Genomic DNA, 25,106 nt, shown 5'->3' on the forward strand with positions numbered 1-25,106 from the left:
GAAATTCTTTATGGTAAGATTGATAATTCAAGGGCTGTTATTAACTGCTTTAGTTGCTTGTGGTACAACCTCTAACAGCAATAAATTCGCTAGCAATAAACAAACTAATTTAGCTGGATCTGAGTTATTTTCCCAAGGTTATAACTTGTATCAGGCTTGGTTAATTGACCAACAAGATATCAGCAGTTTGCAGCAAGCCGAGGCGTATTTAGCTAATTTATATCAGCGTGAACCAAACAATGTGCGCGCGCAATTTTATTACTACCGAGTTTTAATTAGTCTTGCTTTGGTAAACAAAGCGACAGATTTGACTCAAGTAGAAAAGTTATTCAAGCAACTGGATAAATCTTTATACAACGAATTAATCTCACCAGCGTATCTTAAGTTTTTAATAGCCCAAGAAACCCAACCAAAAGCCCAAGCGAATCAACCCGCTTATTTGCAAAAGCTTGAAAATTTGTTGTATCAATCAATGCAACAAAACCCATATTCTGCAATGAATTGGAAAGCCTTATCGGAAGTTAAAGTTAAACGAGGTGAACACGAGCTTGCGATTGCAGCCGCTGCGATAGCACAAAATATGGAACCAAACTTGGCTGAATTTGCATTTCAATTGGCCGAAGCTTATAACCAAAAAGCCGAGTCGTTAGGTTGTGTTTATGATAATGCTGAGTTTATTCAGCAGTCAGCTGGTCATTTAGCCAAAGCCAGTGCATTAGAGCCAGAAAATCCTGGCTATAAACAATATTCGGCCGTGCAATATCAAAGACTTGGTTTATTGCCTTTGTCTGCTCATTTAGCCAATCAAGTTCAGCAGAGCAGTCCGAGTTATTGGAGTACCTTGTTATTAGCCGAAAACAGTATTTTGTCGGATAACGCCCAACAAACAATTGAACTGGGTGAAACTATGCAATTGGAATATTCCAATGTATTAGGGTTAAAAATGCAGTTTATTGGTGCTGTGATGGCCAACGATCAGCCATTGATGAAGTCGATTGCTGAAGAAATGTCGAAAATTGTTCAGCCACAAGCGCTAGATATTTTTACCACCTTGATGGTGGATTATGTTTTAGAGTTAACCGGTAATTTTGACTACAGCAAAACGGTTTATCCTGACAATAAACGCATATTGTCTTATGTTGAGTATCCAACCGAATTAAGAGAACACAGAATTCTTAACGAGGTTGCAGATTCTTGTTCTCAAAGTGATTTAAATTATTTAGTTGCGATTAATGCGTTGATTAAAAAAGACTACAACAAAAGCATTAAATATTTACGCCAAACCGAACAGTCTAAAGCTTATCGACAAACCTCATATTTATGGGCTAAAGCCTTAGCTCAACACCCAAAAATACAAGAAGTAAAAGTTAGCTGGCAACAAAAGTTGCAGTTGGCTGAATCGGGTGACAAACAAGCTCAGCTCGAAGTTGCAAAAGAATACCTTAATGGTGATGTACTCGAACGAAATGAACAGCAAGCGCTTATATTTGCCAACAAAGCTGCAGAGCAAAAGGTTATTGATGCATATGTGTTATTGGCAGATATCTACTTAAAAGGTTTAGGTGTTGAAGCGGATTTAGCTATCGCAAACACTTGGTTAAAAAAAGCTGGTGAGCATCCACGCGCTTTGTTCTTAACCGCAGAACAAGTGTTAGATGAGAATAGTGAATCTTATGCTCAGCAAAGGGTGGAGCTCATCACCAAAGCGGCTGAATTGGAATATGCGCCTGCTATGCATGAACTAGGTAAACTGTATTATTATGGTGAATTGTTAAACCAAGATTTACCTTCATCAATTTATTGGTTTGGCCGGGCAGCGGAAGTAGGGTACAGCGATGCTCATTACTTTTATGGCATGGGCTTATTTTATGGTGAAGGGGCAACTAAAGATGAAGTTAGAGGGATAAAACACGTTTTTACCGCTGCGCACAAACGCCATGCGTTAGCACAAAGCTTTTTAGGCATTTATTACCATTTTATTAGCTCGCCGGTTGATTACCAAGAAGCCGCATACTGGTATAGCCAAGCCGCAGTTCAAGGTGTTCCTATTGCGCTGAACAACTTAGGTGATTTATACGAAAATGGTCAAGGTGTTAAAAAAGACTATCAGCGTGCATTAGAGTTATATGAAGCTTCAGTCAAAGCGGGTGGTTTTTATGGTTATATTAGTTTGGCGCAAGTCTATCGCCGAGGTTTAGGGGTAGAAGTTGATGAACAAAAAGCCTTGGATTATTTATATACAGCAGTGAAAGCGCAAGAAGCTGATGCTCAATATGAACTAGCACTTTGGTATGCCAGAGGTATAGTGGTGAAAGCATCTGAGTTAGATGCGTTAGCTTGGATGACAATTGCCAAAAACAATGGTTATGAAATGTCTGAAGCCCAGTTAGACGAATTTACTCAATTATCGAAAAAATTAGATCAAAAACTAGTCGAAAACAAAGTAGCTAGTTTGCAAGATTGGTTAGCCCAACAAAGTTAAAACAACCAATATTGTTTTTTGACTTTTTTTAATAAAAACCATCCAACACAGTGCTGCGACTGGCGGCACTCTACCTGCACAAAAGTTAGCTTGTTATTGTCTTGGCAAATTTTCTTGACTACACCATGACAAGTTTTATTCATAATACAATCAACACTGACATAGTCGCCTGCTTTTAGTTGCCAATTAAAATATACAGGTACAGTCAAACACATAGATTTGTCTGGATTAACTGAAGTGTGATTTGAGAAAAAGTTTAATCTGAGCATTTTGATATAACCGACCAAGTTAGATTGATCCCATGTCTTATCTGAAGATGGAGGTTATTATACTTGGATATTTAACTTTGTAAATGATAATGATTATCAATTGTTTTTTCGGTGGTTGTTTTCTTTTACAGCCCAAAACAGCGGATTATCTCTGAGTTGTAAACTTCTTGCCGAAAGTTGCGGATTAACCAGTTTGATATGAGTGCGTTTGGCGAGCTCTTGGTCGATAAAAGATTGTGCTGGGGCTCTATGTTTATAAAAAAGTTGATCAAATTGACCGTTTTTTAATCCAATAATTAACCCTTGCTCCAGACGTTTGGCTAACTGTTGATTTTGTTTATTTACGAAAAAATACATTGGGGAGAGGTAACTAATCACAAAAGATGATTCGACCGCTAAATCCTCAAAAGCAGCGCTTTCCCGCCAAGCTTCGGTGAAGGAGCGTGGAAATAAATCTATCCGCTGTTTTTGCAGCATAGAGTGCAAGTTTTGTGTATTGGCATGTACCACCAATAATTGGTTTTCTTTTAAAATTAAACTATCCGGCCAGCTAAAACCTTGGCCTAAACGAAAGCCTTTTAAGTCGTCTATGCTGCGTATCTGGTTAAATCTGGCTTGTTCACCTTTGCGAATTAAACTAATGCGGTAACCCATCAAGCCCTTTTTAATTGGCACATAGATAGCTTGTAAATCGGCTTCTCGCTGTAAATTACTTACACTCCAATGCACATCTATATATTGGTTTTGTTCTAATAATTTAAGGCTGCGCCCTTGAGTGGTGGATAGTTTGACGGGAATTAATTGATATTCACCATATTCTGCTTCGGTCAATGTTAGAGCCATGTCTAAAAGCGCTGGGTAGTAAGGCAATTCGTTGGATGAATCGAAGGTGAAATAGTTGTTGTAACGCACTAACTGTTTAGCTGCGGCTAATTCAGCGTTGGCATGCTGGCCGAGCAACAATAGGCAGCAGATTAAGTATTTAATATGGTTAAGCATTCACACTAACTAAATTTCACACAGGTATAATTTAAGTGTATACCCTTTGGTTCGAATTGCTGGAAAAAGTCACTTGGTTACTGGCAAAAATTAAGTAGTATGAGAGAGTAACTAACAACTCGAAGAATTGATAATGAAGTGGATTAAAATTTTAATGGCAGCACTGTTTTTAGTGTTTGCTTATTTGCAGCTAAATGATTTGAGCCAATATGGTAATCACGACGCGTGGATTTGGACAATAATGTATGTTGCGGCAGCTGCGTTAACTGCAGCGAGTGCATTTAAAACCCTGCCGAGTTCTGTGGTAACAACTTGGGCTGGTTTTTGTGCTGGTAGTTTATTATTTAGACTACAAGACGACCAAGGCAATTTGCATTTAGATCGGTTGCACCCAGCCAATTATTGGGACGCGACTGGGCAAACTATGATCCAAAACTCTAATGAATCGGGTGGTTTAGTGATTTTATTAGTGTGGGCTATTGTGTTGTGTGTATACCGCAGGCGTAGTTAATAGAAAAAGTCGGGATATCTCCCGACTTTTCACATGAAAGATTAATTCAGTGGCGCTTATTTATTCGGGCGGTTATTTTTTACCGCCGCAACCAATTTTTCTGAATAACTTTGTTTAAATAAAACATCTAATTCAACAGGGGTTTTACGCAACCAGTTTGGATGTTGCCAAGTGGTACCCGGAATATTCACTTGCTCTTTTAACCCCAATAAATCTTCTAGTGGGATCATAAACAAAGCACCTGGTGTGCTGGCTAAAAAGCTTTGAATTGCAATTGCCAGCTCATCTGTCATGGATGGTGAATCCGTTACATCAACATCAGTTGCTTCAAACAGACCAGCTTGAGCTAAGGTTTTTAGCAATTCAGTGCGTTCAACTACTCGACCGTCTTTTTCTTTAATGCGCATTTCTTCGTTAGGGTATAAATCTAACTCAGTGCGCCATTTTAAGTCGTTGCCTTCCCACCAACCTTTGATTGTAGGTAGATCATGCGTTGATACTGTCACCATACAATGTTGAGGGTAATCAGCCGCAGTTATGTAGCTAGCATCCGCGTGGTTTTCGAAATACAAAACTTTGTACGAAAGCATTTTTGCTTGGCTAGCTATATCACCAAAGCCAGCTGGGGTTGTACCTAAGTCTTCACCAATAACAACACAGTTACAGCGGCGTGATTCTAGCGCTATGATACGTAACAAGTCATCTAGCGGAAACTTAACATATGCACCTGAGCGTGCATCTTGGCCCGGAGCTATCCAATATTGACGCATTAAGCCAAATACGTGATCTATACGTAAAGCGCCCGCATGGCGCATATTGTTGCGCAGGGCTTCAACAAAAGGTCTAAAGGCTTTTTGGCGTAGCGCAAATGGGTTAATTGGCGTTAAGCCCCAATCTTGACCTAACTGGTTTAATAGGTCTGGTGGGCAACCAACACCTGCACCAGAGACAAAAATATCTTGTTCCGCCCAAACTTCTGCGCCGCTGCCATCACAACCTACAGCTAGGTCTAAATATAAACCGATTGGCATACCTTTTTGTTTGGCTAATTTGGCAACTGCACCTAATTGTTGGTCGGCTAACCATTGGCAATATTTAAAAAAGCTTACTCTATCTTTATGGGTTTCAGCAAAAGCATGTACTTCAGCACTATTTGGATTTTGGTAGGCTTGAGGCCATTGTTTCCAGCCATAAACATTATTGTCTTGTGTATGGAAGTGTTCATACAAAGCATCGTACAAACACAAACTTTTAAGTGACTCAGCCATTTCATCACAAAAATCATTAAATAGCTGGGCACGTCGGCTTTGGGTATTTAGGTGTTTTTCAACAAAGGTTTGATACAAACTTTCTAAAACAGGGCGTTTTAAATTAGCTACACCCACATAGTCGATTAGTTCTTTTTGCTGTAACTCGGCTACTTGTTGTTTAAAGTCTGTTGACTCTAATTGCGCGCGTATTTCGGCGTTATCATTTAGCTCAGCCACAGCTGTGACGTCTATGTACAGTGTATTTAAAAACGAACGACTGGTTGGTGAATATGGGCTGATGTGGGCAGGATTGGCCGGGAATAGTGGGTGTAATGGATTTAACCCTATACTAGCTGCACCTTGTTCACTGGCTAGCTGAGTCAGTTTAGCTAGATCAGAAAAATCCCCCATACCAAAATTACGTGCTGATTTTAAGCTATATAATTGAGCGGCAACGCCCCACATTTTATTTGCGCTAGCCTGTTCAGGGCCATAACAGGTGCGCGGTGCGACTATCAGTGTGCTTAGGTACTTTTGTTCACCTATGCGCAAATCTAACATGTGGTATCCCAAAGTTAGATTGTTTGGTATGTCTAACCGATATTTTTTAAATGTTTGTTCTGCAACATTTTGCTCTGAAACTTGCTGTAACTGCGCAAAGTTAATTTGTTTCTGGTGCAGTTTGCCGGTTTCTTCAGATAACAACCAATGAATTTTTTCACTAGTTAAACTGCTAGGCACGCTAAACTCAATTTGACCTGTTTGTGCTTCAGCAGCAATGATATAAACGGGCTCTAACCCTTGTTGCCATTGTTCTAGCTGCAATTGGTCGAGTGCTGTAGATGCATCTGAATCCGATTGAATATCAAAACCCATAGCATTGAGTAGCGCCGCTCGCGTTTGGTCTGTGGCAAAAACCTCATTGCCCCAAATATCATGATAGCTAGATTGAATGCCCAAAAATTCGGCTAGCTGTAAAATTGCACTCATTCACTTATCCTCAGTCAGCATAAAGCTGATTCACGATTAACCTTTAAATTCAAAAATAACTGTGGCCATTGGCGGAATGGTAATTTCCGCAGAGTAGTTTTGTTGTTGCCACGGCGTTCGTTCTGCTTGTAAACCACCACCGTTACCTTGGTTGCTACCGCCGTACATTTGTCCATCTGTATTAATTTTTTCAGCGTAAAAGCCTAATTTGGGTAAACCAATTCGATAATTTTGATGTGGCTTAGCGGTAAAATTACATACAACTACAGCCGGTGGTGTGCCTGATTCGCCATATCTAATAAAAGAAAATATCGCGTCGGCATTTTCATGTTCTAACCAACAAAAGCCGCTGCCATCACAATCTTTTTGGTGAAGCGCAGGCGTATCTTGGTAGGTATGGTTTAGATCTTTAATTAGTTGCTGCACACCTTTGTGCCAATGAATATCCAGCAAATGCCAATCTAAACCTGTCTCGTAATTCCATTCTCTTCCTTGTGCGAATTCTCCTCCCATAAACAACAATTTTTTCCCTGGATGGGCCCACATAAAAGCGTAATAGGCACGCAAATTTGCAAACTGCTGCCAAGTGTCGCCAGGCATACGCGCTAAGATAGAGCCTTTACCATGTACAACTTCGTCATGGCTCAGTGGCAGCACAAAGTTTTCGTTAAAGGCATACACCAAACCAAAACTCATTTCACTGCTGTGGTATTGGCGGTAAATAGGATCACGACTCATATATTGCAAAGTGTCGTGCATCCAGCCCATATTCCACTTGTAGTTAAAACCTAACCCATCTTGTTTAACTGGGTGTGATACTTTTGGAAATGCGGTTGATTCTTCCGCTATGGTGATAGTGCCAGCATAGTTAATGCCAATTTCGTAATTGGTGCGTTTTAAAAATTCGATTGCTTCTAAGTTTTCGCGGCCACCGTATTGGTTAGCTATCCATTCACCTTCTTCACGGCTGTAATCTAGATAAAGCATCGAAGCAACCGCATCAACGCGCAAACCGTCTATATGATAGTGTTCTAGCCAAAATGCTGCATTGTTACGCAAAAAGTTGCTCACTTCGGTGCGGCCATAGTTATAAATTAAGGTGTTCCAGTCTGGGTGGTATCCTTGGCGTGGATCTTGGTGCTCGTATAAGGCAGTGCCATCAAATTGGCCTAAACCATGTGCATCTGTTGGGAAGTGACCCGGCACCCAGTCAATCAATAAGCCGATATCTTGTTGATGACATTGGTCGACAAAATATTGAAAGTCGCGCACGCTACCAAAACGGCTAGTTGGGGCAAATAAACCTACAGGTTGATAACCCCAAGAGCCATCAAATGGGTATTCATTGATTGGCATTAACTGAATGTGGGTGAAACCCAATTCTTTGGCGTAAGGGATCAGTTCGTCGGCGAGTTGGCGATAATTTAAATAATGATTTTGTTCAGTGCGTTTCCACGAGCCTAAATGCACTTCATAAATACTCATGGGCGCATCTTTAGCATTTTTATCTGCGCGCTTTTCAAGCCAGTTGTGATCTTGCCAATCAAAGCCTTCTAGCTGGCTGACAATAGAGGCGGTATCTGGTCTAAATTGCGCGGAAAAGCCAAAGGGGTCGGCTTTTAATGGTAATAAGTTGCCGTGCTGATCTTTAATTTCGTATTTGTAATGTTCACCTGCTTGTAATTCAGGAACAAAAATCTCCCATACTCCACATTCATGACGCTTGCGCATTAAATGTTTGCGCCCATCCCAGTGGTTAAAATCACCGACTACAGAAACAGCTGTCGCTGCAGGTGCCCACACAGCAAAACTCACGCCGCGCACACCTTGGTGGTCAACTAAATGTGCACCGAGTTTGTTGTATAACTTTTGATGATTGCCTTCGGCAATTAAATGGCAGTCGGTGTCACCTAAGATTGGTGAAAACGAGTAGGGATCGTAAAAAACATGTTCACCAGACGGATAAACCGCTTTTAATTGGTAAGCTGGGATCTCTGCTTGTTTAAGCTCGGCTGAATAAACGCCAGTCTTTTTTACAGCTGCCAAGCGGCGAATTTGTTTGCCGCTGTTGGCATCAACAATCGCAACTGATTTTGCATCAGGGCAAAACGCACAAATACGAATTGTGCTGTTATTTATTTTATGTGCACCTAAAAATGCATAAGGGTCTGGATGCTGGGCATCCGCTATCAGTTGTGCTTGTTGTTGCAGAGACAATTTGTCCATTTAAATACACCACCTCAGTAAATGGATTGTTAATAAATGCTAATAGCTAAGTATGCCGTTAGGTTAAATTTCAGCAATCTTCTGCATACGTATGTTTAGTAAATTTAGGTGCAAAAGCGCTTTCAGGAAAATGAATACGTATGCAAAGGTATAAAATTTTAAACTTGCTTGAGTGTTAAATAAATGTAAGTTTTTGTGCGGGGTTTCAAGTTAACCTTGAAAGGGGTTAAAGGATATACGAGGTTTTTGCTGTGATAGATATAAATACAACAGGCTTTAACACTGGTTTTATCTTTAATGTTAAAGCCTGAGATCTTGTATTTGAGACAAGCTAAGAATTAATTTAGCTTATGCTGGCTGAATTTCTGCAGCTACAACTGAAATTTCCACCAATAACACATCACGTGCCATTTTTGCTTCAACACAAGCGCGTGCTGGTGCATAACCTTCAGGCACCCAGTTGTCCCATACTTCATTCATTTCTTTAAAGTATTGCATGTCTTTAATGTAGATAGTTGCAGACAAGATATGTTTGCGATCACTACCAGCTTGTAGCAATAAATCATCTACTTTTTCTAGCATACTTGCTGTTTGTTCTTTAATGCCTTGGTTGGCGTCTTTACAAACCTGACCACATAAATAAATGGTGCCATTGTGTTTAACAATACGGCTCATACGTTGGCCAGTTTCGATACGTTCAATCAAAATTCTGTCTACCTTTATAGTTTGGCAAAAGCTACTTCAGCGGCTGCGATGGTTTTTGCTATATCTTCTTCTGTGTGTGCGGTTGAAGTGAAACCCGCTTCAAAAGCAGAGGGGGCTAAATAAACACCTTGTTCTAACATTAATTGATAAAACTTGCGGAATTTAGCTTGGTCGCACTCAGTGGCTTGTTGGTAGCTAGTAACGGTTTCTTTATCGGTAAAGAAGAAACCAAACATGCCGCCTACTTGGTTGGTGGTTAATGCAACACCTGCTTTTTCAGCCGCTTGCTTAAAGCCAATACATAACTTTTCAGCAAGCTTTGTGATAGTTGGATAAATGCTGTCAGCTTGCTCTTTTAACATAGTTAAAGCAGCAATGCCTGCTGCCATAGCAATTGGGTTACCCGATAACGTACCTGCTTGGTAAACTGGGCCATCTGGTGCTATGTGGTTCATAATTTCCGCTTTACCACCAAATGCGCCCACTGGCATACCACCACCTATCACTTTACCTAAAGTGGTTAAATCTGGGGTGATGTCGTAATAACCTTGTGCGCCAGATAAAGAAACGCGGAAACCTGTCATTACTTCATCAAAAATCAGCACAGCGCCGTATTGGTCGCAAATTTCACGCAACCCTTGTAAAAAGCCTTGAGTTGGTGGAATGCAGTTCATATTGCCAGCAACTGGTTCAACTATGATACAAGCTATGTCATCCCCACAATCAGCAAAAATTTGTTTAACTGATTCTAGGTTATTAAATTCAACTGTTAGTGTGTGTTTGGCAAAATCAGCTGGTACACCAGGCGAATTAGGTACACCTAAAGTGAGTGCGCCAGAGCCAGCTTTTACTAATAAGCTGTCGGCATGGCCGTGGTAACAACCTTCAAATTTAACTAGTTTATTACGGCCAGTATAACCACGGGCTAAACGTATAGCTGTCATGGTTGCTTCTGTGCCTGAGTTAACCATGCGCACTTTTTCCATGCTAGGCACAATTTGTTTAACCAACTCAGCCATAGTAATTTCGCTTTCGGTTGGTGCGCCGTAGCTTAAACCGTTATCAACCGCTTTGTGCACAGCTTCGCGAATACTAGGGTGGTTGTGGCCTAAAATCATTGGGCCCCAAGAGCCAACATAATCAATATATTGTTTGCCGTCAGCGTCATAAATATATGCGCCGTCTGCTTTTTCAATAAATACTGGCGTGCCACCAACACCTTTAAATGCACGAACGGGTGAGTTAACACCACCTGGAATGTGTTGTTGGGCTTTTTCAAATAATTGTTCTGAACGAGTAGTCATTAGTTTACTGTATCCCTTTTATTGCTATACCAGCACACAGGTGCTTCGTATTTTTGAATGATGTCTTGTACGCCCAAAGTGGTGGCAAATAACGCCATACGCACGAGTACGCCGTTATCTGCTTGGCGGAATATGGCTAGGTTTGGATTTAAGTTTAAGTCGTTGTCTAGTTCGTTAGCATCGGCACGTGAGTCGCGTGGTAATGGATGCATAATCACAGTATTCGACTTACAGTGTTGGGTATAAATCGCTTGGTTTAAGCGGAATTTACCACGATACAAATTGGCTTCGGCTTCGCTGGCAAAACGCTCTTGTTGAATACGCGTTTGATAAACAATATCGGCATCCAAATGGCCTTCTAACTGCTCGGTAATAATACACTCATGGCCTGCATTATTAATAGCATCAACAATGTAAGCTGGCATAGCAAGCTCTTTTGGCGAAATCAGTGTTAGTTTAATATTTTGATATAAACACAATAATTTACACAATGAGTGCACAGTTCGGCCGTGTTTTAAATCACCAATCATAGCGATATGCATACCGTCTATGCCTGCGTGGTGGGCGTGCTGTTCTTTTTGAATTGTGTATAAATCGAGTAAAGCTTGAGTTGGATGTTCATTTGCACCGTCACCGCCATTGATAACAGGTACACGGCTGCCTTCGGCAAACTCAGCAACAGAACCCGCATCTGGGTGGCGCATGGCAATAACATCACTGTAGCTACTTAATACACGTGCTGTGTCGTATAAAGACTCACCTTTAGCCAAAGCTGAAGAACTTAAACCTGTGGTTTCACGAACATGGCCACCTAATAAATTAAACGCTGTACCAAAACTTACGCGGGTGCGTGTGCTTGGCTCAAAAAATAGGTTGCCTAAAATGGCACCGTCTAAAACTTTGGTTTGTTTTTGCCTATGTGCGTAGGGTTGCATCATATCGGCAATGCGGAAAAGATATTCGATACTTTCGCGGTCAAATTGATTAACCGATAGGATATTTGCGCCTTCAAACTTAAACATCAGTCACCTAACTCAAACTCAGATACAAATTGGCGGTATGATAGCACAAGGGGTTTAAAAGACTGAATCATCTTTAATTGTTATCGTTTTTAAGTCTGATGGTAGTTCTTTGCTAAAACTTTCTTCCCAAGACAAGTAAATGTTTTCTGGTCCTGGTACGGTTATTTTTACATTTTCTTTATCGAGCAGACTTTGGGTAAATAGTGTTATGTCGTGCCATTTTATTAGTATAGGTGCAGTTTCTTGCAGTGATATAAATAGAAGTAGTATCCCATCTGTTGTTACATTCAACCATACCATTTGGCCGATCTCGCCAGATAATATACCCCCTCTAAAGAACGGCTTTTCTGCTTTGAGATACATTTCTTTTGATGAGATATTTTCTATTGCAGTAAACTTTTCCGACAAGCGTGTATATTCGACAAATTTCCTTTTTTTAGATTTTTTGTTCATTAGCTTTCTGACTAGGGGGAATGAAACTATCCAAACCGCGCAGGCGATCCAGATGTTAGTTGTCAGCATATACACGCCTGTAGCAAGAGCACTGCTTACTAGTAAATATTGTAATAATTTGTAGACACCTTTGCGCAAACTTAGATTTTTCATTCGTATTTACTTATTTCCTTGTGATTGATGTCGTTAGCGATATCGTACTGCTTTTTATATTCTTTGTAGCCAAATGACAGCCATTGCAGATTAACTAATATTAATAACATGAGCATGCCGAAAAGTTCGAAAGCACCAAACATAAAAGACAACAATCCTGTTATTGAATAGAAGATGAGCGCTTTTTTGCGAAAGTTAGCATCGAACATTATTAACTTATATTCAGGTGAGTATAAAAGTAGCAATATTACAAATGGGATGGTGAACCATAAAAAACTGTAGTCTCCAGCAGCTAGCAAGCTAATCGATAGCTGGAATAGGAATCCCTTAACGCCGACGCCTTTGTAATACTCATATAGCGCCACTTCAGGGGGATTGATAAATGGGTTCGTCAAAATGTGCTCTTGATATATTTAACTAAACGTTTAGTTGTTTGCTACCGGTGTCATTTTAAGTTGGTTAGGTAAACTGTCAAATTGGCTTGGTATTAACTATTTCTGCTCTGGCCTTTTTGCTTTTTCAACTAATCTGGCTGGCATTTTGGTTGCGAGTGAGGCTAGCGCCATTTCCGCGCGCTTGTGCATTTTATTGTCGGCGATAACTGTGTTGTGTAACCAGTGGTAGGCATCTTCAAAATCAAGTGGGCTTCCAAGGCCTTTGTTAAGGCATTCGGCAAATTGAATTCTGGCTTTTACATGGCCAAGTGCTGAAGCTTCACGCAAATAGTTGATTGCGCGTTTATCATCTTGTTGCACGAGTATGCCGTTGGCGTAATAACGGCCAAGTTGTTCAAGGGCTCCAGGTAAACCTTGGTGAGCGGCTTCTTGCATATAATACAAACCTAGTTCTGGATCTTTATCTACGCACACACCCCAAGCGAGCATGTCGCCCCATAAAAACTGATAGGCAGGCGTTTTAACTATTTGTGCGCGTGCTTCTATGTCTTCAACTAACTGACACCTATCTTCTTTTACTCGGCTGAGGTGGGTATTGTTATTTATCCAACCGATTAATTCTTCTTGAGTATAAATTTGCACAACTTTTAAATTATCAAATTCATTGGCTTGGCTGTTGGGGGTTATTAAAAGGCTAAACAAAGTGACTAGCGTAGAAAATGCTGCCGTAGTTTGTTTTAAAGTAGAGTTGTGGTTAGCCATAGTTATCTGCCAAAAAAATGTCGTTAAGTTAAATTTAGCTCAATGTTGGTGATTTAAGCAGATATTGTGCCGAATTGGAATTGTGGAGGAAATGTCATCCTTGACTGCGTCTATACTCCTACTGAAATTGCCGGTTGGCAACATCAGTAATTCTGTTGTTATAGAGTGCCGGCGATAACCGCTCTCTATATTGGGTGTAAGAGCGATAATTTAGAGCAAAATTTCTTTTTCATGGATGAAAAAGCGAAGCGTACAAGGATGTATTCACAGCGGTTTTGTGAAAATTATGCTCTTGCGCCCTCGACTCCAATCTAAATTATCGCTCTAGCTTTATCCTATTCCTAACTATGGTGTCGGCGGTTTTGCGAAAATTACGCCCTTACGCCCATAACACCAAGCTAAATTATTGCGTCAATTACAGTTAACTTGCTGGTGACAATACTATGCTGCCATCTGCTTGTTTTTGGTATTGAATCGCAAAGTTCGATTCCAATACACTCAATAAACCATTCACATCGCCGGTTTTAAATACCCCAGCTACTTTAGTTTGTTTGAGCTGGTCATTGCCGTTAATAACAAATTTAGTTTCAGTGTAGCGGCTAATTTCTGCCATAGCTTGCTCAAGCGATTCACCTCTAAAAATCAGGTTGCCGCTGCGCCATGACAAGTTACTGGCGATTTCAATCGGCTCAATCGCCATTACTTTTTCAACCGCTTTATTACTTGGGTCTAAATCCACTTTCTGCCCTTTAGCCACAGCTAACGATTTTTTCGGTAACTGTTTAAGTGTTTTGTCATCGGCTTTTTCTGGTTTAGGCGCAACCACCACTTTGCCGTCAGTCACTATTAATTCCACTTTCTCAACATCCATTTGCACACTAAAGGCTGTGCCAACAGCTTGAATGACTTTGCCGCCAGCTAATACACTGAGTGGGCGCTCTTTATCATGTGCCACTTCAATGTGAATTTCACCGCGTTGTAAATCAATAATACGCCCATATTGGCTATATCTAACCTGGACAAAAGTATTGGTGTTGAGGGTTAATTTGCTACCATCAGGCAGGGCTATCGTATTGTTTTGGCCAACGCGAGTTTGATAATGTTGACTAAAAGCCAAAATATAATCATCGTTCGACTGCATAGGCGAAAATACCAATAACCAGCCTAAAATAGCTGCGAAACACACACTGGCAGCTGTTAGCCAATAATGCGCTGGCTTTTTAGCTGCGACCGGTGTTTTGTATTCAGCATGTGGAAATAGCGCTGACAGTCTAGATAAATCATCCATTTTGTCCCACATTTTCGCCACTTCAATAAAAGTTTGATAATGCGCTTTTGACTCGGCTAACCAAGTTTTTAAATCGGCCGATTCTTGCTCGTTTAATTGGCGATCAATTTTGGCAATCCAATCACAAGCTGTTTGCATAACTTGCTCGTTATTGATCGCAGTTTTATTTGGGAATGGGTAGACATTACTCATGCTGGCCTCCCAATTTAGATGATTGTTTATCGGATAACTGATGTTGACGCTGTTGCATAAACTGCATGCATTTTTTCATACCCGTCGCGATATGCTTTTCCACTGTACTTTCACTTATATTCAATTGCTGGGCGATTTCTTTTTGTGAATGCCCATACACTTTCTTCAAAATAAACGCCTTACGGCTTTGCAAGGGTAACAACCTAACGGCTTCACAAAAATCGGCAAATTCTTCCTTGCTAGCTGCTGCTTCAAACATTTGATCTGTCGAATCAGCATTTAGTTCCAAAACTTCGTGCACATCTTGGCCGTCCATCCACTTTACATTGGCGCTTTTTAAATAATCAAAGGCCAAATTTTTTGCGGTTTTTAGCATAAAAGAGCGTGGTGATTGAATGCGTTCGGCATTATCTATTTGGCAAATACGCACGTACGTTTCTTGTACTATATCTTCAATTTCTTTCGGCGGCACTATTCTCGAGACAACTCGAGTTAATAAGTCGCGCGACGAAATAAACAGATTCTGTAGGCTACTGTCTTTAGACATAATTAAAACCAAAGCTTTTGTTAATAGCAGTATAGCTTGTATTTACTAGGACGAGCGGCGAGCAAATTTCCACTAGTTAAAATGCAATTAATTTTAAATTTGCTGCAACTTATAGCTGATTGGACAGTATCAATTATTAAAAAAATCTATTACTTTAAAATAGTTAAATATTTGTGATTAGTGCGAACTATACTCAATAACAAAATAAAGCTAATAAAAACAATCTATAAATTGATTTTTATAACCTGCTAACAAGAGTAAATTGAATTAAATACCATGGCAAAAACAGGTGTGTTAAAAAATTATTTAAAAAATGTATGGTGGAATTTGCCAGCTTGTTCGTCTTCAACCTATGAAGGGCTTGAGCCTTCAAAAATTGGGAGAAGATGTAACAAGTTGAATGCTGCTAGCATGGTATTAAGCATTAGTTTAGCCGGTCCTGTGCTCGCAAACTCAAACTCGTTGCATCAATTTGAAATCCCACAGCAACGAGCTGACTTGTCGTTAATTGAGTTTGCTGAACAGGCCGATATCACTCTGCTGTTTCCGGTAGAACAAATCGACCAAATTCAAGCAAACGCCTTGACGGGGCACTACCCAGCTGCCAAAGCAATTGAATTATTGTTAACTGGCACTGGGCTGAGAGGCGAATTTAATGACAAGGGCCAGCTCGTTATTTCTCTAAACACAAATGTGGAGCAAGATAACGACATGGCACATAACAAAAACAAAGTTGCAGGCGCAGTCGCGGCAATTTTAGGCACTGTCATAGCACAACAAGCAATTGCTGAAGAATCAGCAGGTGCAACAGTAGACGAAACCATTAAAGTTCGAGGTATCCGTGGCAGTTTAATTCGCGCTATGGACGTAAAACGCGACGCCGATGGTGTTGTAGATGCAATTTCAGCCGAAGATATCGGTAAGTTTCCTGACACCAACTTAGCTGAATCACTCCAGCGTATTACCGGTGTTTCTATCGACCGTTCAGGTGGTGAAGGCCAATTAATTACCGTACGTGGTTTTGGTCCGCAATTTAATACTGTATTGGTAAATGGCCGCCAAATGGCCTCGGAAAATGATACGCGTGCATTTAGTTTTGACACCATTGCTTCTGAGTTAGTCAGTGGTTTGGATGTACACAAAACATCAACTGCAACTATGCAATCGGGCGGTATAGGTTCAACTATTAATATTAATACTGCTAGACCGTTAAATAATCCAGGCTTTAAGTTAGCCGCCAGCGCTAAAGCGGTTTACGATGAAAATAGCGAAGAAACTTCACCACAAGTGTCTGCCTTAATCAGCAATACATTCGCAGATGATTCTGTTGGTGTGTTGTTTGCCTTGTCTCATCAACAACGTAAAACCCGTTTAAACCAAGCACAAATGGATGGTTGGTTAGAGTTTGCGGTTGATCAAGAAGGTGGTATTCATAATCCACAAACCGAGTCAGGTGCTGATTTCACCGGACAAACAATTTTTTCTCCGCGTAATTACGACCATAAAGTTACTTTTGAAGAGCGCAAACGTACCAATGCGAATTTAGTTTTACAGTATCGTCCATCGAGTGATTTAACTTTAACCGCAGATGTTTTGTATTCAGATTTTGACATTGAAACTGATGCTACTTCCTATGGTCACTGGTTTACTGCACCAAATATTCAAGGTGTGGAAGACGATGGTGATTTGTTTGATGCAAACGGCGATCGCGTTCGTCCAACAGTTGATGCCAACGGTACTGTAATTGATTTGTACCAAGAAGTTGGTTTAGCGACCGATATGCATGCGAAAAAATTCGACCGTTTAACGGAAACCGTTGCAATTGGTTTTAATGCAGACTGGCAAGTAACTGACAGTTTAAATTTAGAATTTGATGTTAGCCATTCAACTGCTGAGCGTGCTGCAAACAATGGCCGTGGTAATCAATTATCGCTTATTGGCTATGCCAACCGTGTGCGTTTCCAAGTAGACGACAATATTTTGCCATTAGCCAGCATGTTTGCTAGCGCTGATAGCGGAATTTATAGTGGTCAGCAAGAGTTGGATGGAGCGTTAAATACTGGTACTCCTGACAATGTAGGTGATGAATCTTATTTTGATGCTGATGGCTTCCCTGCATATAACCCTGAGTGGGCTGCAGCGGGTGTATCTGATCATTTAGATAAAAGTAACAGCCGTGCACACGTAATGTTGCGCCGTGGTTGGGCTGTTGAAGATGAAGTGACGCAATTTAGAATTGATGGTGATTATAAATTAGCTTCTGACTTTATTACTGCAGTGAAATTTGGTGTGCAGCATTCTTCTGAAACTAAAGATTTAGTTCGTTGGGATAACGAAGGTGTTGGTATTCATTGTACCTACTGTGGTTACCCTGATAATCCGGTAATTTTAGAAAGTGCTCAGTATGTTTTTGATGCCGGTAGTGACTTTTTGTCTGATGTTAGCGGTAGTGGCCGTATGCCAACTAGTTGGCTAGCGCATGATGGTGAAGCAAACTTTGCATTTTTAGAGCAACAAAGTGGTTCTAATTTTGATGCTGTGCGTCGCAATAACTCTTTCACTGTAGAAGAAGAAACTGTTTCTGCTTATGCAGAGGTTGATTTAGAAACTGAGTTTTCAGGTATGTACTTTACTGCTAACGCCGGTCTTAGAGTTGAGTCAACAGATATTACCGTTGACGGAACTCAGGAGCAGGTTGTTAACTTAAAAATTCTCGATAAAACAGAGATGTTAGCAGAATACGGTAGTGCAAAACCTATCAGTGAATCTAAATCTTATGATTCGATATTGCCTAACTTCAGCGCTAAATTAGAAATTACTGATGACTTAGTTGCTCGTATGGGCTTATCACGCACCTTAACTCGTCCAACTTTACAGAGTATGTCGCCAGCAACGGTAATAACTACAACTCGTCAAGGTGGTAATTTAACCTCAACTTCAGGTAACCCTGAATTGGAGCCGTTTGAGTCAGATAACTTTGATTTATCACTCGAATATTATTTTGGTGATGCAAGTTACGCGTCGGTTGGTTATTTCCGTAAAAACGTTGCTAACTTTATTGTTAATACTAAAGACACTATCACGTTTGATTTGCCTGATGGTGGTCAACTAACCGATCCTTCTACTGGTTCTGATACTAATAATCCTGACGCTAGCGACAGCATTGCAAGCTTTACCAACACTTTACCTATCAATGGTGAAGATGCGACTGTTGATGGTTGGGAAATTGCTTTCCAGCACACCTTTGACTCTGGTTTTGGTGCTATGGCTAATGCAACTTTAGTGGATAGTAACGCACAGCTTGATCCGACCAATGTAAGCCAAGTATTTGCATTAACTGGTTTAAGTGATTCGTTAAACTTAGTTGGTTTTTACGAAGACGGGCCGCTACAAATTCGTTTAGCCTGGAACTGGCGTGATCAGTTCGTTCAATCGCTAACGCAGGTTCAAGGTAATGGCCCAACGATAGTTGAAGATTATGACCAGTGGGATCTCAGTGGTAGTTATGATATCTCAGATGATATTTCTATCTTCTTTGAAGGGATTAATTTAACTGAGTCATACGTACACAAACGCGGTCGTTTTGATAACCATTTATTGTTGGTTGAAGATAGTGGTCGACGTTTTGCCGTTGGTGTTCGAGGTTCGTTCTAATTAGCCAGCTGAGTTGTTGGTTTTAGTTCGGAGTCGTCGATGGAGCAAGCAGAGCATATGTTTACGCAAAAACGGTACATTATGGGAAATTAAGAGTTGGAATTCGTCCATGAATGACAGGCCCTGTCGCCGTCCATGGCTCCACCTCATCAAGCTGCGAAGCGGTGCTTCGGTCTTGATTCGCCCATGAAAAGTACATTTTGCTTAAAACATATTGCTCTACTTACTCCAGTTCACCGGATCTCTCAGCCACTCTGATAGCGGAGATGCATAGGCAATAAAAAAACAAACCCTCTGAGCCATGGATGGCTCGGCGGAGCTCCAAGGATGGATTTATGCGTGTTTGTGTTTTATTGCCTATGTGTCTCCAGCGGTTTGAGGTGTTGGTTAACCAACGCAAGTTTTAAAATATTGAGGTGAAAAATGTCACATTCACTCACACAAGTGGTCATTGTTGGTGGTGGTACTGCCGGATGGTTAACTGCAGCCCGTATAGCCGCTTACCATAAATGCCAGCAAGCTAATGCTAAAGTACAAGTGACCTTGATTGAATCAAGTGACGTACCACCTGTTGGGGTGGGCGAAGGTACTTGGCCAACTATGCGCGCGACGTTGCAAGCGGTTGGCATTAGTGAAACCGAGTTTTTACGCGAATGTGATGCAAGTTTTAAACAAGGGGCCAAGTTTGCTAAATGGACAACAGGTGCAGAGGTCGATTTTTATTATCATCCGTTAATGTTGCCGCAAGGTTTTCCAAAATTCGATTTAACGCCATATTGGCAACAAGCCAATGATGACGGAATGGATATTTCATATTCCAATGCAGTGTGTTTTCAAGAAGCTTTATGCGAGCAAGGGTTAGCGCCGAAACTTATTACCACAGCTGAGTTTTCTCATGTGGCTAATTACGCTTATCACTTAGATGCAGGTAAATTTGCCAGCTTGTTGAAAAAACACAGTATCAATAAATTAGGTGTGCGCCATATAGTCGATCATGTGGTTAAGGTTAATAACTCAGTTGCTGGTGATATTGCAACTTTAACCACTAAAGCGCATGGCGAAATTGCTGGTGATTTATTTGTCGACTGTTCTGGTTTCCAATCTTTATTGCTTGGCCAACATTACCAAGTGCCTTTTGTTGATCAAAGTGATGTGTTGTTTATTGATAATGCGTTGGCGCTGCACGTGCCTTATCAATCAGAAGATGAAGATATTGTTTCGCATACGGTTTCTACCGCACAAAGTGCTGGGTGGATTTGGGATATAGGTTTGCCGAGCCGCCGTGGTGTTGGCCATGTGTATTCGAGTAAACATACCAATGAACAAAATGCTGCCGATGAGTTGTATCAATATGTACAAAAACTCAATCCAGCGGCCGCGAAAGATTTCAACTATAGAAAAATTCCAATTCAAAGTGGTCACAGGCAACGCTTTTGGCACAACAACTGTGTTGCGGTCGGTTTAGCGGCAGGCTTTTTAGAGCCGTTAGAAGCATCGGCGATTGTTTTAGTTGAGTTGTCGGCAACTATGATTGCCGAGCAGCTGCCGCATAATCGCAGCAATATGGATATTGTCGCCAAACGTTTTAATCAAACTTTTCAGTATCGTTGGGCGCGTATTATCGACTTTTTAAAATTGCATTATGTGCTGAGCAAACGTCAAGACAGTCAATTTTGGCGCGATAACCAAGACTTATCATCTTGCCCGCAAGAGTTGGTTGATTTATTGTCTTTGTGGGCAACTCGCGCGCCAGCGGATTACGACTTTACCAGCAACAATGAAGTATTTCCTGCAGCAAGTTATTTGTATGTGTTGTATGGTATGGGTTTTAAAACGGATTTTAGTCAATCAGATTATTTACATCAGCAATCGCAGCAAGCAGCACATTTATTTCAACGTAACCAGCAAATGATTAAACAAAGCTGCCAGCAATTACCGAAAAACCGTGAGTTATTAAATAAAATTGCTCAATACGGCTTAAACAAAATTTAAGAGAGTTATTATGATTGAGTTTTCTTCAGAGCAAACCCCAAACCTTGTTGCGCTAAATCCAGCAGAGCACAGAGAATTGCGTTTACTGCAGGACAAAATTGAACAACACGCAGCTGCACAGCATTTAGTCCCTGCTATGTTTTCAGAATATGTTCGTTTAGCTGTGTGTTACCCAATTGTTGTTAGCAAAAATGAACAAACAGGCCAATTTGCTACTAGCGTATTGTTAGGTTTAGAAAAAAATGAAAACCTCTTTTGGCAAGACAAACAATGGCAAGCTGTGTATGTACCTATGCAAGTGCGCCGCCAGCCATTTTTTGTTGGTCAAGAACCGTCAGTAGATGAGCCGGGCAAAACTAAATATGTTTTGTGTATTGATGAAAACAGCCCAGCGCTTAGTTTTGAGCAAGGCGAAGCTTTGTTTGATGAAAACGGCGAACAAACTGAAGTTTTTAAACAAAGTTATCAAGTGATCAGTGATATTTTAAAAGACGAGCCAATTACGCAAGATTTTGTCCAGAGTTTAGTTGAGCTAGATTTAATTGAACCTATGAGCTTAGATATAGTATTGGATAACCAACAAAAACTGCAAGTGAATGGTTTATATACAATTTCGAATGAGCGTTTAAGCATGTTAAAAGCCACTGAATTAGCTATGTTGAACGACAAAGGCTATTTGGGGGCTTGTTTTGCGATAGCTCATTCAGTTGCGCAAATTTACGCTTTGATTCAAAAGAAAAACCAAAGCATAGCAGACAATTTAGGCTGAAACCGCAGTGGTTGATTTTGGCTTAAATGGTTCGGCGAATGTTCAGCTAATGCGGGTGGGGCAGCTAAATACGCCCGTGTTAGTGATTGATGACTTTGCTGCTAATCCACAAGACATACAGCAATATGCTATTGAGCAAGGGCAATTTGTGGACCATGGTAACGATTATTACCCAGGTAAACGTTGCATTGCGCCTCAAGCATATCAGCACAATTTAGTTGAGTTACTTCAGCCAATGTTATCGACGCACTTTGCTGATATGGGTGATAAGCTCAGCTGTTTGCTTTCGGCGTATTCACTAACAACCACCCCAATTGATAAGTTAAAACCCATTCAAATGCTGCCGCATTTTGACAACGCCGCAAATAATCAATTTGCTGTTGTGCATTATCTAGCGGCTGGTGGCTTAAATACGCCAACTAGCGAGCCAGGTGGCACAGCATTTTATCGACATATCTGTACAGGTTTAGAGCGTATCAGGCAAAACGATTTAGCCAATTATGCGAAAGTGTTAAAACAACAAGCGATACAGGCACAACTACATCAAACACCGGGTTATATATCTGCTATGCCAAAGTCCGCGCCGCATTGGCAAATGTTTGAGCAAATAGGCCAAATATCACATAAATACAATCGCGCTGTTATTTATCCCGCTAATTTATTGCATTCAGGTGTGATAAATCCACAGCTCCTTAATTCAGAGCCAACAAAAGGTCGCCTAACTTTAAATAGCTTTTTGTGTTTTAGTTAATAGCTGGCTATGCTTATAGCAACTTCAGTTATTTAGTGGCGGGTATGAAAAGCTTGTTAAATAAGTTGGGCGTATTAATTGTAGCCGTATGGATACAGGTTCCTGCTTTAGCTTTTGGTACAGTATTTACCTATATGGGCAACGAGTCGTCGTTGGATGAGCGCAACTCATATGATAAAAGCCTGCTGGAATTAGCCTTAGAAAAAACCGTTGCTGAATACGGCCCTTATACCATGCAGCCAAGTGGCGAGGGTTTAAGTTTAAGTCGCTTAATTAAACTCGCCGAAGCTAAACATTATCCAAATTTCTTTTTCAAATTTTCCGCAACCGACGAGATGCTAGAAAAGTTTTTAGCTATCCAAATACCGGCAGATCGTGGTGTAGTTGGTTATCGAGTTGCTTTTGTTCATCAGCAAAATAGCCAAGCTTTTAATCAAGTTTCAGACATAAGCTCGCTAGCTAAATATTCAATTGTGCAAGGCATTGGTTGGTTAGACACTTCAATTATGCAATACAACAAGCTGAGTGTGTTTCAAGTGAGCAACTACACAAGTATGTTTGCTATGGTTGAGCGCAAACGGGTTGATTTATTTTTTCGTGGGGTTAATGAAATTGCCAATGAATTTACTGACTTTTCTCAGTCCCACAAGAATTTAGTTATCGAACCAAACTTGTTATTAGTTTATCCACTACCAAGATTTTTTATGACGTCGAAAGACAATATCAGCAACGCCAGACGAGTTGAATTGGGTTTACAAAGAGCATGGCAAGATGGCAGTTTTGTTGCCTTGTGGCGACAAAACCATTTAGCTAGCCTAGAGCAAGCACAGTTAGCGAAACGTAAAGTTATTCAGTTAGAAAATCCTTTTATCAAAACGTTAGATCCTAACTATCGCAAATATATCTTCACCATTGACGAATTAATTACTGAGCCAGCGGCAGCGCAAAACTAAATTCGCTGCCGTGTTGTGGTTTAGATGCGACTTTAATTTCGCTATTGTGCAGTTTAAGCAAATGATTGACTATTGCTAAACCTAATCCGGCATTAAGCTGCTGACTTTTACTATTGCTCGCTTTGTATTTGGCTTGAAAAATATGCTCAAGCTCGTGGTCGGGTATACCCACGCCAGAATCTATAATTTTAATAATGGATTGCTCTGATTTAACCTGAATAACCACATCAATATTACCGTTTTCTGGTGTATGGCGAATGGCATTTTCGATTAAATTGACCAAGATACGTTCAAGTTTCGCTATGTCAGCGATGACCATAGGTGAAGAATTATCCGCGGCTATAACGTTTATTTTTACCTTAGCTTGTTGTGCTTGAAAGCTTAGACGCTGCACAACATCTAACGCCAACTCTACTAAATTAATGTTTTCAAAATGGGTTTTGATATCACCATTTTCTAGCCTTGCTAGCTCAAATAATGCCTCAACTAATTGACCTAACTGTTGGGCATTTTTATGCGCACTTTCAATAAGTAGTGGGCTTTTTTGTTGCTCTTTGGCGATAAGCCAGGTTTCTAAATAACCATTGAGTGCTGTCAGTGGCGTTCTAAAATCATGTGATATATGCGAAAGCAGTTCTGTACGCAATTGTTCAGTTGATTTTATTTGGCTAAATTGTTGTTGAATATGTGCCGCAGCAAGCTGAATATCTTGTTGCAACAAAACAATTTCGTCAGAGCTAAACCAATGTTTTTGCTGTTGCGGTAATTGGCTAAAGCGACTATCAACAAAACTATGTAATTGTTGGCTAACTTGGCGCACAGGGCGGCTAACAATATGAATAATTAGAGCTAATACTATGGCTGCAAATAATAAGCTCAACAGCAGAATAATTAAGCTATTCTGTAAAACTTGGCTGGCCGACAAGATGTCGACTAAACCTGTGAATTTTTGCCCACCAATAACCACATATAAATAGCCGGTTAAGTCACCTTGAGGCGTATATATTGGTGCTGCTGAGAATATTTTGCTTTTCCCCGGTGTACGTGGATCACTGCCATAAATAGGGTACTGCTGACCAGCTAAAAAAAGCTTGATTGGTGCTAAATCTATTTGCTTAAGTTTAACCACATCGTCAGGCGCTGAATACGCAAGAATATTGCCGTTTGCATCGGTTGCATAGAACTCCCATTCTGGCCCTAATAACATTTGGGTATGGAATACTTGTTTTAAATCAGCTTTGTTAATTATGCCGTTTTGTAAATCTAGGCTGTCATGAATCAGGTGGTGGGCTAGTTCGTGATGTAGCTGTTGTTTAACTTCGTGGCTAAAGGTCTGGCTGCTCGATACATACCAGTTAAAAGCAAAAGCACTAAACAATAGAAATAATAAACCAAATAATAAACTTAAACGTGCGGCTAATGAGTTAAACATAAGTTTG

Annotated in this window: 20 protein-coding genes; 7 read left to right on the top strand and 13 right to left on the bottom strand. The window is 40.5% G+C overall.

Annotated features, from left to right (window positions below; genetic code table 11):
- The first annotated feature begins 10 nt into the window (after positions 1–10).
- The gene (locus tag ACMZOO_RS12175; RefSeq protein ID WP_440903599.1) at positions 11–2,482 is read left to right on the top strand and encodes a tetratricopeptide repeat protein; all 2,472 of its coding nucleotides are present in this window, start codon (positions 11–13) and stop codon (positions 2,480–2,482) included.
- On the opposite strand, the gene ACMZOO_RS12180 is transcribed toward ACMZOO_RS12175, so the two are convergent.
- Both ACMZOO_RS12180 and ACMZOO_RS12185 read right to left on the bottom strand, forming a co-directional pair.
- Complete coding sequence (locus tag ACMZOO_RS12180) at positions 2,479–2,751, bottom strand: hypothetical protein (protein WP_440903600.1); 273 nt, start codon at positions 2,749–2,751, stop codon at positions 2,479–2,481. The two genes, ACMZOO_RS12175 and ACMZOO_RS12180, sit on opposite strands and share 4 nt — an antisense overlap.
- Positions 2,752–2,847: 96 nt before the next feature.
- Entirely contained in the window at positions 2,848–3,750 is a 903-nt protein-coding gene (locus tag ACMZOO_RS12185) for a hypothetical protein (RefSeq protein ID WP_440903601.1), read from the bottom strand.
- Between the two features lie 133 nt (positions 3,751–3,883).
- Here ACMZOO_RS12185 and ACMZOO_RS12190 point away from each other — a divergent pair, with 133 nt between their 5' ends.
- Positions 3,884–4,261 (top strand): transmembrane 220 family protein, encoded by a 378-nt coding sequence (locus tag ACMZOO_RS12190; RefSeq protein WP_440903602.1) that lies wholly within the window; start codon positions 3,884–3,886, stop codon positions 4,259–4,261.
- Positions 4,262–4,317: 56 nt separating this feature from the next.
- Here ACMZOO_RS12190 and malQ read toward each other — a convergent pair whose 3' ends face one another.
- The 10 genes from malQ to ACMZOO_RS12240 all read right to left on the bottom strand — a co-directional run bounded on the left by malQ (position 4,318) and on the right by ACMZOO_RS12240 (position 15,548).
- A complete protein-coding gene (gene malQ / locus ACMZOO_RS12195) occupies positions 4,318–6,501 on the bottom strand; it encodes a 4-alpha-glucanotransferase (protein WP_440903603.1) in 2,184 nt (727 codons plus the stop codon).
- Positions 6,502–6,537: 36 nt separating this feature from the next.
- A complete protein-coding gene (gene glgB, locus ACMZOO_RS12200; RefSeq protein ID WP_440903604.1) occupies positions 6,538–8,727 on the bottom strand; it encodes a 1,4-alpha-glucan branching protein GlgB in 2,190 nt (729 codons plus the stop codon).
- Between the two features lie 348 nt (positions 8,728–9,075).
- Positions 9,076–9,435, bottom strand: a complete 360-nt coding sequence (locus ACMZOO_RS12205) for a RidA family protein (RefSeq protein ID WP_440906303.1) — start codon at positions 9,433–9,435, stop codon at positions 9,076–9,078.
- An 11-nt stretch (positions 9,436–9,446) separates the two neighbouring features.
- Positions 9,447–10,736 carry a glutamate-1-semialdehyde 2,1-aminomutase gene (hemL, locus tag ACMZOO_RS12210; protein WP_440903605.1) on the bottom strand — a complete coding sequence of 430 codons (1,290 nt, stop codon included), beginning with the start codon at positions 10,734–10,736 and terminating at the stop codon, positions 9,447–9,449.
- The gene (locus ACMZOO_RS12215; protein ID WP_016955249.1) at positions 10,736–11,758 is read right to left on the bottom strand and encodes an aspartate carbamoyltransferase; all 1,023 of its coding nucleotides are present in this window, start codon (positions 11,756–11,758) and stop codon (positions 10,736–10,738) included. Before ACMZOO_RS12215 ends, hemL begins: the two co-directional genes overlap by 1 nt.
- Positions 11,759–11,812: 54 nt before the next feature.
- Positions 11,813–12,364, bottom strand: coding sequence for a hypothetical protein (locus ACMZOO_RS12220; RefSeq protein ID WP_440903606.1), 552 nt, complete (start codon positions 12,362–12,364; stop codon positions 11,813–11,815).
- A complete protein-coding gene (locus ACMZOO_RS12225) occupies positions 12,361–12,759 on the bottom strand; it encodes a hypothetical protein (protein ID WP_440903607.1) in 399 nt (132 codons plus the stop codon). Before ACMZOO_RS12225 ends, ACMZOO_RS12220 begins: the two co-directional genes overlap by 4 nt.
- 96 nt (positions 12,760–12,855) lie before the next feature.
- Complete coding sequence (locus ACMZOO_RS12230; protein WP_440903608.1) at positions 12,856–13,521, bottom strand: tetratricopeptide repeat protein; 666 nt, start codon at positions 13,519–13,521, stop codon at positions 12,856–12,858.
- Positions 13,522–13,942: 421 nt separating this feature from the next.
- Positions 13,943–15,001, bottom strand: a complete 1,059-nt coding sequence (locus tag ACMZOO_RS12235; protein ID WP_440903609.1) for a FecR family protein — start codon at positions 14,999–15,001, stop codon at positions 13,943–13,945.
- On the bottom strand, positions 14,994–15,548 hold the full coding sequence (locus ACMZOO_RS12240) for an RNA polymerase sigma factor (RefSeq protein ID WP_440903610.1): 555 nt from the start codon (positions 15,546–15,548) through the stop codon (positions 14,994–14,996). Before ACMZOO_RS12240 ends, ACMZOO_RS12235 begins: the two co-directional genes overlap by 8 nt.
- A 711-nt stretch (positions 15,549–16,259) precedes the next feature.
- Between ACMZOO_RS12240 and ACMZOO_RS12245 the strand changes: the two genes are divergently transcribed.
- The 5 genes from ACMZOO_RS12245 (at position 16,260) to ACMZOO_RS12265 (ending at position 23,667) form a co-directional block, all read left to right on the top strand.
- A complete protein-coding gene (locus ACMZOO_RS12245) occupies positions 16,260–19,202 on the top strand; it encodes a TonB-dependent receptor (protein ID WP_440906304.1) in 2,943 nt (980 codons plus the stop codon).
- 423 nt (positions 19,203–19,625) lie between these two features.
- On the top strand, positions 19,626–21,194 hold the full coding sequence (locus ACMZOO_RS12250; RefSeq protein ID WP_440903611.1) for a tryptophan halogenase family protein: 1,569 nt from the start codon (positions 19,626–19,628) through the stop codon (positions 21,192–21,194).
- Between the two features lie 10 nt (positions 21,195–21,204).
- The gene (locus tag ACMZOO_RS12255) at positions 21,205–21,963 is read left to right on the top strand and encodes a SapC family protein (RefSeq protein ID WP_440903612.1); all 759 of its coding nucleotides are present in this window, start codon (positions 21,205–21,207) and stop codon (positions 21,961–21,963) included.
- A 7-nt stretch (positions 21,964–21,970) separates the two neighbouring features.
- A complete protein-coding gene (locus tag ACMZOO_RS12260) occupies positions 21,971–22,714 on the top strand; it encodes a DUF6445 family protein (RefSeq protein WP_440903613.1) in 744 nt (247 codons plus the stop codon).
- A gap of 44 nt (positions 22,715–22,758) precedes the next feature.
- Entirely contained in the window at positions 22,759–23,667 is a 909-nt protein-coding gene (locus tag ACMZOO_RS12265; protein ID WP_440903614.1) for a hypothetical protein, read from the top strand.
- Here ACMZOO_RS12265 and ACMZOO_RS12270 read toward each other — a convergent pair.
- Positions 23,639–25,099 (bottom strand): sensor histidine kinase, encoded by a 1,461-nt coding sequence (locus ACMZOO_RS12270; protein WP_440903615.1) that lies wholly within the window; start codon positions 25,097–25,099, stop codon positions 23,639–23,641. The genes ACMZOO_RS12265 and ACMZOO_RS12270 overlap by 29 nt on opposite strands.
- Positions 25,100–25,106: the final 7 nt, after the last annotated feature.

The sequence above is a fragment of the Catenovulum sp. SX2 genome (assembly GCF_052056295.1).
Classification (GTDB): domain Bacteria; phylum Pseudomonadota; class Gammaproteobacteria; order Enterobacterales; family Alteromonadaceae; genus Catenovulum.

What these genes read in the sequence shown, in the direction of transcription:
- ACMZOO_RS12245 (WP_440906304.1), top strand. Translation starts at nt 16,260, where the DNA reads ATGGCACATAACAAAAACAAAGTTGCAGGCGCAGTCGCGGCAATTTTA.
- hemL (WP_440903605.1), bottom strand. Translation starts at nt 10,736, where the DNA reads ATGACTACTCGTTCAGAACAATTATTTGAAAAAGCCCAACAACACATT.
- ACMZOO_RS12220 (WP_440903606.1), bottom strand. Translation starts at nt 12,364, where the DNA reads ATGAAAAATCTAAGTTTGCGCAAAGGTGTCTACAAATTATTACAATAT.
- ACMZOO_RS12230 (WP_440903608.1), bottom strand. Translation starts at nt 13,521, where the DNA reads ATGGCTAACCACAACTCTACTTTAAAACAAACTACGGCAGCATTTTCT.
- ACMZOO_RS12240 (WP_440903610.1), bottom strand. Translation starts at nt 15,548, where the DNA reads ATGTCTAAAGACAGTAGCCTACAGAATCTGTTTATTTCGTCGCGCGAC.
- ACMZOO_RS12235 (WP_440903609.1), bottom strand. Translation starts at nt 15,001, where the DNA reads ATGAGTAATGTCTACCCATTCCCAAATAAAACTGCGATCAATAACGAG.
- ACMZOO_RS12175 (WP_440903599.1), top strand. Translation starts at nt 11, where the DNA reads ATGGTAAGATTGATAATTCAAGGGCTGTTATTAACTGCTTTAGTTGCT.
- ACMZOO_RS12255 (WP_440903612.1), top strand. Translation starts at nt 21,205, where the DNA reads ATGATTGAGTTTTCTTCAGAGCAAACCCCAAACCTTGTTGCGCTAAAT.
- ACMZOO_RS12185 (WP_440903601.1), bottom strand. Translation starts at nt 3,750, where the DNA reads ATGCTTAACCATATTAAATACTTAATCTGCTGCCTATTGTTGCTCGGC.
- ACMZOO_RS12215 (WP_016955249.1), bottom strand. Translation starts at nt 11,758, where the DNA reads ATGTTTAAGTTTGAAGGCGCAAATATCCTATCGGTTAATCAATTTGAC.
- ACMZOO_RS12180 (WP_440903600.1), bottom strand. Translation starts at nt 2,751, where the DNA reads ATGCTCAGATTAAACTTTTTCTCAAATCACACTTCAGTTAATCCAGAC.
- ACMZOO_RS12265 (WP_440903614.1), top strand. Translation starts at nt 22,759, where the DNA reads ATGAAAAGCTTGTTAAATAAGTTGGGCGTATTAATTGTAGCCGTATGG.
- glgB (WP_440903604.1), bottom strand. Translation starts at nt 8,727, where the DNA reads ATGGACAAATTGTCTCTGCAACAACAAGCACAACTGATAGCGGATGCC.
- ACMZOO_RS12190 (WP_440903602.1), top strand. Translation starts at nt 3,884, where the DNA reads ATGAAGTGGATTAAAATTTTAATGGCAGCACTGTTTTTAGTGTTTGCT.
- ACMZOO_RS12250 (WP_440903611.1), top strand. Translation starts at nt 19,626, where the DNA reads ATGTCACATTCACTCACACAAGTGGTCATTGTTGGTGGTGGTACTGCC.
- malQ (WP_440903603.1), bottom strand. Translation starts at nt 6,501, where the DNA reads ATGAGTGCAATTTTACAGCTAGCCGAATTTTTGGGCATTCAATCTAGC.
- ACMZOO_RS12270 (WP_440903615.1), bottom strand. Translation starts at nt 25,099, where the DNA reads ATGTTTAACTCATTAGCCGCACGTTTAAGTTTATTATTTGGTTTATTA.